This window comes from Streptomyces sp. DI166 (genome assembly GCF_900091315.1).
GTDB lineage: Bacteria > Actinomycetota > Actinomycetes > Streptomycetales > Streptomycetaceae > Streptomyces > Streptomyces fuscus.
This window is the reverse complement of the sequence record NZ_FLSP01000101.1, coordinates 19,532-29,858: the sequence shown is the minus strand read 5'-3', so window position 1 is coordinate 29,858 and position 10,327 is coordinate 19,532. Positions and strand designations below refer to the sequence as shown.

General features: G+C 72.9%; 10 protein-coding genes and 1 pseudogene. 4 read left to right on the top strand and 7 right to left on the bottom strand.

From position 1 onward, the window contains the following. Window positions 1–101 precede the first annotated feature (101 nt). The 5 genes from GA0115233_RS33525 to GA0115233_RS33505 all read right to left on the bottom strand — a co-directional run bounded on the left by GA0115233_RS33525 (window position 102) and on the right by GA0115233_RS33505 (window position 4,857). Window positions 102–857 carry an SDR family oxidoreductase gene (locus tag GA0115233_RS33525; protein ID WP_093724105.1) on the bottom strand — a complete coding sequence of 252 codons (756 nt, stop codon included), beginning with the start codon at window positions 855–857 and terminating at the stop codon, window positions 102–104. 5 nt (window positions 858–862) lie between these two features. Then, the gene (locus GA0115233_RS33520) at window positions 863–2,647 is read right to left on the bottom strand and encodes a glycoside hydrolase family 15 protein (RefSeq protein WP_093724104.1); all 1,785 of its coding nucleotides are present in this window, start codon (window positions 2,645–2,647) and stop codon (window positions 863–865) included. Between the two features lie 64 nt (window positions 2,648–2,711). Then, window positions 2,712–3,515: an SURF1 family cytochrome oxidase biogenesis protein gene (locus GA0115233_RS33515; protein ID WP_093724103.1), complete on the bottom strand. Its 804-nt coding sequence runs from the start codon at window positions 3,513–3,515 to the stop codon at window positions 2,712–2,714. Window positions 3,516–3,564: 49 nt separating this feature from the next. Next, window positions 3,565–3,798, bottom strand: coding sequence for a hypothetical protein (locus GA0115233_RS33510; protein WP_093724102.1), 234 nt, complete (start codon window positions 3,796–3,798; stop codon window positions 3,565–3,567). Between the two features lie 75 nt (window positions 3,799–3,873). Then, the gene (locus tag GA0115233_RS33505) at window positions 3,874–4,857 is read right to left on the bottom strand and encodes a DEDDh family exonuclease (protein ID WP_093724101.1); all 984 of its coding nucleotides are present in this window, start codon (window positions 4,855–4,857) and stop codon (window positions 3,874–3,876) included. A gap of 160 nt (window positions 4,858–5,017) precedes the next feature. On the opposite strand from GA0115233_RS33505, the gene GA0115233_RS33500 reads away from it, so the two are divergent. The 4 genes and pseudogenes from GA0115233_RS33500 (at window position 5,018) to GA0115233_RS33485 (ending at window position 7,838) form a co-directional block, all read left to right on the top strand. Beyond that, window positions 5,018–5,728, top strand: coding sequence for a VIT1/CCC1 transporter family protein (locus tag GA0115233_RS33500; protein WP_093724100.1), 711 nt, complete (start codon window positions 5,018–5,020; stop codon window positions 5,726–5,728). A gap of 126 nt (window positions 5,729–5,854) precedes the next feature. After that, the gene (locus tag GA0115233_RS33495) at window positions 5,855–6,721 is read left to right on the top strand and encodes a sterol desaturase family protein (protein WP_093724107.1); all 867 of its coding nucleotides are present in this window, start codon (window positions 5,855–5,857) and stop codon (window positions 6,719–6,721) included. Further along, window positions 6,718–7,383: a lysoplasmalogenase gene (locus tag GA0115233_RS33490; RefSeq protein WP_107406478.1), complete on the top strand. Its 666-nt coding sequence runs from the start codon at window positions 6,718–6,720 to the stop codon at window positions 7,381–7,383. Before GA0115233_RS33495 ends, GA0115233_RS33490 begins: the two co-directional genes overlap by 4 nt. A 36-nt stretch (window positions 7,384–7,419) precedes the next feature. Next, a pseudogene (locus tag GA0115233_RS33485) lies at window positions 7,420–7,838 on the top strand (alcohol dehydrogenase catalytic domain-containing protein). Between the two features lie 37 nt (window positions 7,839–7,875). Here GA0115233_RS33485 and GA0115233_RS33480 read toward each other — a convergent pair. After that, window positions 7,876–8,880, bottom strand: coding sequence for a CopD family protein (locus GA0115233_RS33480; RefSeq protein WP_093724099.1), 1,005 nt, complete (start codon window positions 8,878–8,880; stop codon window positions 7,876–7,878). A 98-nt stretch (window positions 8,881–8,978) separates the two neighbouring features. After that, entirely contained in the window at window positions 8,979–10,301 is a 1,323-nt protein-coding gene (locus GA0115233_RS33475; protein WP_093724098.1) for a CoA transferase, read from the bottom strand. Between the last annotated feature and the right edge of the window lie 26 nt (window positions 10,302–10,327).

Here is a 10,327-nt window from a genome sequence, read left to right as displayed (position 1 = left end):
GTGCGAGCGGGCCGGCGGGTCGGAGCCGTACCGTGGGCCGTGCCGGACGGCACGGGCCCGGACCGCGCTGTCGCCACCGGTCGGTGCCCGGCGGGCGGGGTTCAGAACCCGCGCCGTGCCCCGCCGTCCACCGGGAGCATCACGCCTGTGAGGTAGGACGCGGCCGGGGAGAGCAGGAAGGCCCCGGCGCGGCCGAACTCCTCCGGGGTGCCGTAGCGGCGCAGGGGGATGCGGGACTCCGCCGCCGCCCTCGTGGCCTCCGGGTCCGCCGACAGCGCGTCGAGTTCGCGCACCCGGTCGGTGTCGATACGGCCCGGGAGGAGGCCGACCACCCGGATGCCGCGCGGACCCAGCTCGTCCGCCAGGGACTTGGCGAACCCGGCGAGGCCGGGGCGCAGGCCGTTGGAGATGGTCAGACCCGGGATCGGTTCGTGGACCGAGCCCGAGAGCACGAAGCCGATGACGCCGCCCGCCTCCAGTTCCGCCGCCGCCGCGCGGGCGAGGCGCACCGCGCCGAGGAACACCGACTCGAACGCCGCCTGCCACTGTTCGTCGGTGTTGTCCGCGACGAAGCCGGGCGCCGGACCGCCGACGCTGACCAGTACGCCGTCGAAGCCGCCGAAGTGCTCGCGCGCGGCGGCGATGACCCGCGCGGGCGTCTCCGGGTCGGCGTTGCCCGTGGCCACCCCGACCGCGTTCGGGCCCAGCGCCGCCGCGGCCTCGGTGACGGTCTTCTCCTCCCGCCCCGAAATGATCACTTTGGCGCCCTCGGCGACCAGCTCACGCGCGGTGGCGTTGCCCAGCCCGCGCGTGGCGCCCGTGACGACGAACACCCGGTCCTTCAGTCCAAGATCCATGGCCCCTATCCTGCATCGTCCGCCCCGAACAGGGCGAGAGCGGTGTTCACCAGACCGATGTGACTGAACGCCTGCGGGAAGTTGCCGAGCTGCTGCTCGGCCACCGGGTCGTACTCCTCCGCCAGCAGCCCCACGTCGTTGGCGAGCCCCACCAGCCGTTCGAACAGCTCCCGCGCCTCCTTCTCCCGGCCCGTCATGTACAGCGCGTCCGCGAGCCAGAATGAGCACACCAGGAAGGTGCCCTCCCCGCCCGGCAGCCCGTCCACGGCCGTCTTCTCGGCGCTGTAGCGGCGCAGGAAGCCGCCGTGGCCCAGCTCCTCGCGGACCGCGTCGACGGTGCCGAGCACCCGCGGGTCGTCCGGCGGCAGGAAGCCCACGCGCGGGATCAGCAGCAGCGAGGCGTCCAGTTCGCGCGAGCCGTAGTACTGCGTGAAGGTGTTCCGCTCGGGGTCGTAGCCCCGCTCGCACACCTCCCGGTGCACCTCGTCGCGCATCGCGCGCCAGGCGTCCACGTCGCCCTCCAGCTCCGGGTACGTCTCCACCGCGCGCACCGCGCGGTCCGCGGCCACCCACGCCATCACCTTGGAGTGCACGAACTGCTTGCGCCCGCCGCGCACCTCCCACAGCCCCTCGTCCGGCTGCCGCCACGCCGTGCACAAAAAGTCCATCAGCGCGACCTGCAGCGCCCACATGTTCGGATCGGACGGCAGATTCGAACCGCGGGCCAGCGACAGCGAGTCCATGACCTCGCCGTACACATCGAGCTGGAGCTGGTTGACCGCCTCGTTCCCGATCCGGACCGGGGTGCTGCGGGCGAAACCGGACAGCCAGGGCAGGGTCATCTCGGGCAGCCGCCGCTCGCCCGCCACGCCGTACATGATCTGGAGGTCGGCCGGGTCACCGGCGACCGCGCGCAGCAGCCAGTTCCGCCACGCCATGGCCTCCTCCTGGTACCCGACGGCCAGCAGCGCGTTCAGGGTGAGCGTGGAGTCGCGCAGCCAGCAGTAGCGGTAGTCCCAGTTGCGCACCCCGCCCGGCTCCTCGGGCAGCGAGGTCGTGGCGGCGGCGACGATGCCGCCGGTGGGGGCGTAGGTGAGCGCCTTGAGCGTGATCAGGGAGCGGACCACGGCGTTCCGGTAGGGACCGGTGTAGCGGCAGCGGCCCGCCCACGCCTGCCAGTCGGCGACGCTGGCGCGCAGCGAGTGGTGCGGGTGGACCAGCGGCGGGCGGGGCTCGTGGGAGGGGTGCCAGGTCAGGACGAACGCCACCGACTCGCCCTCGGCGACGGTGAACTCCGAGACGGTGCGGTGGTCCTCGCCCCAGGTGCGCACCTCCGGCTCGCTGCGCAGCCACACCGAGTCCGGGCCCGCCACCGCGACCCGGTGGCCGTCGGAGCGGCGCATCCACGGGACGATGGAGCCGTAGTCGAAGCGCAGCCGGAGCGTGCTGCGCACGGTCACCTCGCCGCGCAGGCCCTCGACGATCCGGACGACGTCCGGGGCCCGGTCCCGCTGCGGCATCAGATCGGTGACCCGCACGGCCCCTTCGTCGGTCTCCCACTCGGTGTCCAGGACCAGGGTGTCGGGCCGGTAGGCGCGCCGGGCGCACCGCTCGGCGCCCACGGGGGCGATGGTCCAGTGGCCGTTGTCCTCGTCGCCGAGCAAGCGGGCGAAACAGGCGGCGGAGTCGAAGCGGGGCAGGCACAGCCAGTCGATGGAGCCGTCCGTGCCGATCAGTGCGGCGGTCTGCTCGTCGCCGATGAGCGCGTAGTCCTCGATTCGCGGGTGCACGGGGTGCGGGTTCCCGGGAGGGGGGCACGGCAATCCGGCCGTGACGGCAATCCGGCCGTACGGCTCACATACCGACCGGCGTCGCGGGTGCCGTCTCCGTCGCGGACTCCTCGTCCGCCTGCTCGCGCCGGTCGCGCACCTCGCGGCGGACCAGGATCACCCAGCCGACCGGGACGCCGAGGGCGAACAGCCACCACTGGACGGCGTAGGCGTAGTTCAGCGCGGCGTTCTCGTCGCCGGGTTCGCCGAGCTGCTCCGGGGTGTCGCCCTTCGGCGCGGGCGCGGTCTGCGCGATGTAGCCGCCGAGCACCTCGGCGCCCAGGCGCTCGGCCTCCAGCTCGCTGTTGATCAGCATGATCTGCCGGTCGGGCAGGCCTTCGAGGTTCTTGATACCGCTCGCCTCGGTCGTCTCGTCCGGCATCAGCCGGCCCTTGACCGTGAGCTCGCCGCTCGGCGGGGCCGGGACCTTCGGGAACTCCGTCTGGCTGACGCCGTCGGCCGGGATCCAGCCCCGGTTGACCAGCAGCACCCGGCCGTCCTTGAGGACGAACGGGGTCAGGACGTGGTAGCCGACCTTGTCGTCGGAGTTGGTGCGGCGGCGGACGACGACCTCGTCGTCGGTGTCGAAGCGGCCCTGGGCCGTGACGGTGCGGTACCGCTCCTCGGTGGTCACGGTGTGCCCGGGGGCGGTGAGCTCCTGCACGGGGACCGGCTTCGCGGACAGCGCGTCGGCGACCAGATGGTTGCGGGCCGAGCGCTCGTCGTAGCGGTGCATCTGCCAGATGCCCAGCCTGATCATCGTGGGGATGAGCAGCAGGGCGACCAGCGTCAGGATCACCCACTGCCGGGACAACAGGAAGCGGTACACCCCACGACCGTACAACTCGGTCGTGGGGTGCGTTCACGCGGGTACCGGGTCACACCTTGTCGACGATTCCCACCTTTCCCTCCGCGCGGGCGCAGTGGCCGCCGCAGTACCAGTGGCCCTCGACCTCCACGCCCTGCCCGATGATCTGGACGCGGCAGTGCTCGCAGATGGGGGCCATGCGGTGGATCGCGCAGGAGAAACAGTCGAAGACATGTACGGCGCCCTGGGCGTGCACCTCGAAGGACATCCCGTAGTCATTTCCGCAAACTTCGCATCTCGCCATGCGCCACAGGGTGGGCCGTCGGTACGGCACGGGCGAGCGGGCGACGGGCGAGTCGCCCGGCAATCACCCGTACGGTCACCCTTCGGACGCGGGTTCCACATCCGCGAGAAGCTGCCCGAACGCGGCCTCGTCGACGACCGGCGTGCCGTACTGCCTGGCCTTGACCACCTTGGAGGTGCCCGAGTCCGGGTCGTTGGTGACCAGCAGGCTGGTCAGCCGGGAGATGCTGGTGGCCACATGCAGCCCGGCCTCGATCGCCCGGTCCTCCAGCAGGTCGCGCTCCACGGAGGTGTCGCCGGAGAAGGCGATCCGCATGCCCTGCTTGAGTCTTTTGCCCGCTTCGTACCGGCCCGGGTTGGGATACGGGCACGCGGGCCGCTTGCGGGAGGGGCGCCAACTGGTCGGCCGGTAGCTGTTGTACCCGGACGACTGCCGGGGCACCGCGCGGTCCGTCCACTCCGTCAGCGGGCGGCACTCGTGCAGCGGCAGCCGTACGCCGCCCTCGGCCGCGGCGCGCAGGCTCGGCCGGAACGCCTCCGCCAGCACGCGCGCGTCGTCCAGCGCGTGGTGCGCCCGCTGCTGGACCACCCCGAAGTGCGCGGCCAGGGACTCCAGCTTGTGGTTGGGCAGCGGCAGGCCCAGCTCCTTGGAGAGCGCGATGGTGCACAGGCGCTGGCGCACCGGCGCCTCGCGCTTGGCGCGCGCGTACTCGCGGGCGATCATCTGCCAGTCGAAGACGGCGTTGTGCGCGACCAGCACCCGGTCGGCCAGCCGTGCGGAGAACTCCTCGGCGATGTCCGGGAAGAGGGGCGCGCCCTTGAGTACCTCGCTCGTCAGACCGTGGATCCACACCGGGCCCGGATCGCGCTCCGGATTGACCAGCGTGTACCAGTGGTCCTCGACCTCGCCGCGGGCGTCCAGCCGGTAGACGGCCGCCGAGATTATCCGGTCGTCCCGGGCCAGTCCGGTGGTCTCCACGTCAACGACCGCGTATCCCTTCGGATACGCGGCCGGCCACTCCGGGCGCGAGGACGCTGCGGTCGTACGGTCTTCGAGCATGGTCACTGAGAATACGGGCCGGGACTGACACCGCCGTGCCAAGCCCCCGGATCGGCACCCCGTCAGGTGCCCTGCCACGCCCGTCCGTTCGAGTGTCGGTCCGGGATGCGGGTCAAGTCCCCTCTCGCGCGGGGCTGTCCGGAATGTCATTCTCCGGGGTGTGACGGAATCAGCGCGCGAGGAGACCGACGACGGCTCGCTCGGGGTACGGCTGAACTGGCTGCGGGCCGCGGTGCTCGGCGCGAACGACGGCATCGTGTCCACCGCCGGGCTCGTGATGGGCGTCGCGGGCGCGACCGAGGACCGCTCGGCCCTGCTGACGGCGGGTCTGGCGGGGCTGCTGGCCGGGTCGCTGTCGATGGCGGCGGGGGAGTACGTCTCGGTCTCCACCCAGCGCGACTCCGAACGGGCCGCGCTCGCCGAGGAGCGGCGGCAGTTGCGCGAACGGCCCGAGGAGGAGCTGGCGGAGCTCGCGGACCTGCTGCGCCGGCGCGGACTGTCGGAGGACGTCGCCGAGGAGGCCGCCGAACAGCTCACCGAGCGGGACGCGCTGCGGGCGCACGCGCGCGTGGAGCTCGGTATCAACCCCGACGAGCTGGCCAACCCCTGGCACGCGGCCTGGGCGAGCTTCCTGGCCTTCACCGTGGGCGCCCTGCTCCCGCTGCTCGCCATCGTCCTGCCCCCGTCCGGCGCCCGCGTCCCGGTCACCGCTGCCTCGGTCCTGGCCGCCCTGGTCCTCACCGGCTGGACCAGCGCCCGCCTGGGCGCGGCACCCCCCGGCCGGGCGGTGCTGCGCAACGTCGCGGGCGGCGCCCTCGCCATGGGCGTCACCTACGCGGTGGGCAGTCTGCTGGGCGCGGCCGGGATCTAGCCGGACATTCCTCCGCCGCCGGGGGGTCAGTTGGAAGAGATCGCCAACAAGTAAGCGCGTACCCCCGGTAATACTTGTGAGTAACAACCCCTAGCCGTGGCCGACCGGCGGTTCTACGGTGCCCCCATGCCGAACCTGCCCGATGTCGTGCTGTGGTCGATACCCGCCTTCGTCCTGCTCACCGTGATCGAGATCATCAGCGTCCGCATCCATCCCGACGATGATGCCGCCGGCTACGAGACGAAGGACGCCGCGACCAGCCTGAGCATGGGGGTCGGCAGCCTGGTCTTCGACTTCCTGTGGAAGATCCCGATCGTCGCCATCTACACCGCGATCTACGAACTGACCCCGCTGCGGGTCCCCGTCCTGTGGTGGACGGTCCTGCTGATGCTGCTCGCCCAGGACTTCTTCTACTACTGGTCCCACCGCGGCCACCACGTCATCCGCATCCTGTGGGCCTGCCACGTGGTCCACCACTCCAGCCGCAAGTTCAACCTCACCACCGCGCTGCGCCAGCCCTGGACCTCTCTGACCGTCTGGCCGTTCTACGTCCCCCTGGTCGCCTGCGGTGTGCACCCGGCCGCGCTCGCCTTCTGCTCCTCGGCGAACCTCGTCTACCAGTTCTGGATCCACACCGAGCGCATCGACAAGATGCCCCGGTGGTTCGAGTTCGTCTTCAACACGCCCTCCCACCACCGTGTCCACCACGCCTCCCAGGGCGGCTACCTGGACCGCAACTTCGGCGGCATCCTCATCGTCTGGGACCGCCTCTTCGGCTCCTTCGTCGCCGAGACCGAGCGCCCCGTGTTCGGGCTGACCAAGAACATCAACACCTACAACCCGGTCAAGGTCGCCACCCACGAGTACGTCTCCATCGCCAAGGACCTGAAGGCGGCGCGCACTTGGCGCGACCGGGCCGGGCACCTCTTCCGCGGCCCCGGCTGGCAGCCCGAGCGCGCCCCGCGGCCCGCCCCGGAGAGCGTGTCCACGTGACCCCCAAGCACCTGCTGCTGTCCGCCTTCGCCCTCGCCGCCGCCGTCGACCTCGGCTCCCTCGCGGCCGGGTTCGACCCCGGGCACACCCTCGCCAAACCCCTGCTGATGCCGCTGCTCGCCGGGTACGCCGCCCTGTCCGGGGCGCCCCGGCTGCTGGTGGCCGCCCTGCTGTTCGGCTGGGGCGGCGATGTGTTCCTGCTCTCCGACGCCGACCCGGCCTTCCTCGCCGGAATGGGCTCCTTCGCCGCCGGACACGTCTGCTACCTGCTGCTGTTCCGGGCACCCGGCACCCAGCGGCCGCTCCTGCTCGCCGGGTACGGCGTGGCCCTCACCGCCACCGTCGTCGCGCTCTGGCCCGACCTGCCCGCCGAGCTGCGCGTCCCGGTCGCCGGGTACAGCCTGCTGCTCACCGCCATGGCCTACCGCGCCGGCGGCCGGTTCGGACTGCTCGCCGGGCTCGGCGGCGCCCTCTTCATGCTCTCCGACACCCTCATCGCCACCGGCGTCGCCGAGTGGCCGCAGCCGCCCCGCCCCGACCTGTGGATCATGCTCACCTACATCGCGGCCCAGTACCTGCTGACCACCGGCACCCTGCGCGCCCTCGAAGCGCGCCCGGGCCCGGCGGCGACGCACGGTGAGGTGCGCTCAACCACCCCCTGAGCGCACCTCACCACCTCGCCGCAGGAGCACCCCGTCATGCGCGCCACCACCATCCACGCCCGTACGACATGCGGGTGACGGACGTACCGGACGCGGTCGTCCAACTGCCCACGGACGCCGTGGTCCGGGTGGTGCGGGCCGGTATCTGCGGCAGCGACCTGTGGGCGTACCGCGGTGAGGCGGCCCGGCAGCCGGGCCTGGGGGTGCCCCCAGGCCGTTCAGGCACTGGGGAAGGTACCGGACTCGACCTCGGTGTCATGTTCGACCGCAACATCGCCCCGCGCGGCGGCGTCGCGCCGGTCCGGGCCTACCTCCCCTAACTGCTCCCGGACGTCCTGGAGCGCCGCATCGTTCCGTCCCCGGTGTTCGACATGACCGTCGGCCTGGACCAGGTCCCGGAGGGCTACAAGGCGATGGACGAGCGGGTGGCGCTGAAGGTGATGGTCACCCCGTGACCCGCGGAGCCGCCGTCAGCCCCGCCTGATCAGGCCGTCACCATCTGATCGGGACCGGCAGCGCCGTCAGCAGTCCCGACACCGCCATCACCACGCCCAGCCCGACGACCTCCGCACGCGCGGGGACACAGGCGCTGAGCGGGTCGGCCGCCCGGCTCAGCCGGATCCGCGCCCACAGGGCCAGCGCGGCGACGGCCGCCACCATCAGCACCTTGGCGAGCAGCACCCGCCCGTACGCCGTCTGCGTCAGCTGGTCGAGGATCGTCTCCGACGGCATGCGCCGCAGCGAGGAGCACACCCCGGTCGCCGTGACGGCGGCGAGCGCGACGGCCGCCACGCGCGCGTAGAGCCCGAGCAGCGCGGCGCCCGCCGGGGTGCCGTCGCCGCGCAGCGTGCGCAGGGCGTACAGCAGACCGCCTGTCCACAGGGCCGCGGCCGTCAGGTGCACCAGCGTCAGCCCGGTGCCGATCATCGGGGAGTGCTCGGTCGTCGGGTGGGCGCGCAGCGCCTCGGCCACGACGATCGCGGCCAGCGGCCAGACCTGTGTGCCGGGACGCCGGGACAGCGCGCACATCCAGGCCGCCGCGAAGGCGTTCACCTCCAGCAGCGCCAGCTTGCCGTCGCGGGTCGCGTACAGGCCGCCCAGGTCCAGGTCGGAGGGGCTGCCCGGGACCAGGTTGCCGGTGGAGACGACCGAGGCGAGCCCCAGCGCGGCGACGAAACCGGCGGCCGCCGCGTACACCGCCCAACTGCGCGGCGGGGCCGGGGGAGTGCCGGGCACGGACCGGGCCAGCCGGTTGACCAGCAGCTCGCCCACCGGGACGGACAGCGCCAGGAACAGCACCGTCCGCAGCAGCGCGATGCCGCCGTCTCCGGGGGCGTCGGCCTCACCGGTGCCGTGCAGTGCCGCGTTCGGCCCGAGCAGTGGGATCAGCGCCCCGAGCAGCACCAGGACCAGGACGGCGACGGCCCGGCCGGTACCGGGACGCCGCACGGGCTCGTTCGCGTCGGCCCTCTCCGACGTGGGTCTTATCAAGGTCACCTCATGATCTTCACCAGTCGTCCCAGAACCGGGCAAGTTCGCGGAAACAACTGGCGGTACGAATTCCGTCCATGGGTACGTATCGGGCGCCCGGCCGTTCAGACAGCGTGCCACCGCGCGGGGTCACTGCCCCAGACCCCGGGCGGCCGGGACCAGTCCACCGGCCCGCCCGCGAAGGACACCGGCGAGCGCGCGTACCGCAGCCGTCCGAGCGCGCTGTCCGTCTCGGCCAGCCACGGCTCGGGCCCCTCGTACGCCGGTCCGTCCGCGGCGGTCTCCGCGGTGATCTCGTCCGTCAGCCACCGCGCGGTCCGGGCCAGCGCCAGCCGTACGACCCGGCCGTACCCCTCCTGGTGCCGCTCGGTCAGCGCCCGCAGGATCTCCGCCGCCAGCAGGTACCCGGTGCCGTGGTCGAGGGCCTGCGCGGGGAGCGCCCCCGGCTGCTCGGGCGACCCCTGGAGCAGGGCGATGCCGGTGGCCGCCTGCACCAGGCTGTCGAAGCCGCGCCGCCCGCCCCAGGGCCCGTACGCGCCCCACGCGGACAGCTGGCCCACGATCAGCCCCGGCCGTCGCTCCACGAGTGCCTCGGGGCCGAGCCCGAACCGGTCCAGGGCGCCCGGCCGGTAGCCGGTGACGACCACGTCGGCCTCGCGCAGCAACTCCTCGAAGGCCGCGCGGTCATGGGTCAGGTCCAGGGTCGCCGAGCGCTTCCCGAACCCGGTGTCGGCGTGCTGGTCGGGGAGTTCGGGGATGCCCGGCGGGTCGACGCGCAGCACGTCGGCGCCCAGCAGGGCGAGGGTGCGGGTGGCGACCGGTCCGGCCAGCACCCGGGTCAGGTCCAGGACCCGTACCCCGGCGGCGGGCAGCAGGGGAGCGGGCGGTGGGGGCAGGGGCGGCAGGGCACGCGCGCGTGCCGTGTCCAGGCGCTCGCGCTCCACCAGGGGCCGCCGTGCCACCTCGGCCGCCTGCGGATGCGCCGCCCACTCCTCGGCCGTGCGTACGGCCACGGCGAGCCCTCCGGTCGCGTACACGGCCTCCTCGACCTCAAGCGCCGAGCGCTCGGCCAGCGCGCGCTCCACGTCCGCCTCGGACACGCCCAGGGCGCTCAGCAGCCGCTCGCGGTGGTGGGGGTAGTTGGCGTGGGTGCGCACCCAGCCGTCCGCCGTGCGCCAGAACCGCGACAGCGGGGCGAAGGTGACCGGGGCCCGGCCGTTGACCGACAGATGCCGTTCGCTCACGAACGCCGTGGCGACGGCACCGTCGTCCAGCAGGACCTCCGGCACCTCCCGCAACCCGGCCCGCACCGCCCCCAGTTCGGCGCCGGCCAGCGCACACGCGCGGACACACGCGCGTGCCAGGTCCCGCACGGGAAGGCGCGCCGGGAGTGCGCCTTCCCGCCTCACCATCTTGATGTCGGTCATGACTGCACTATGCATGACTGACCGGA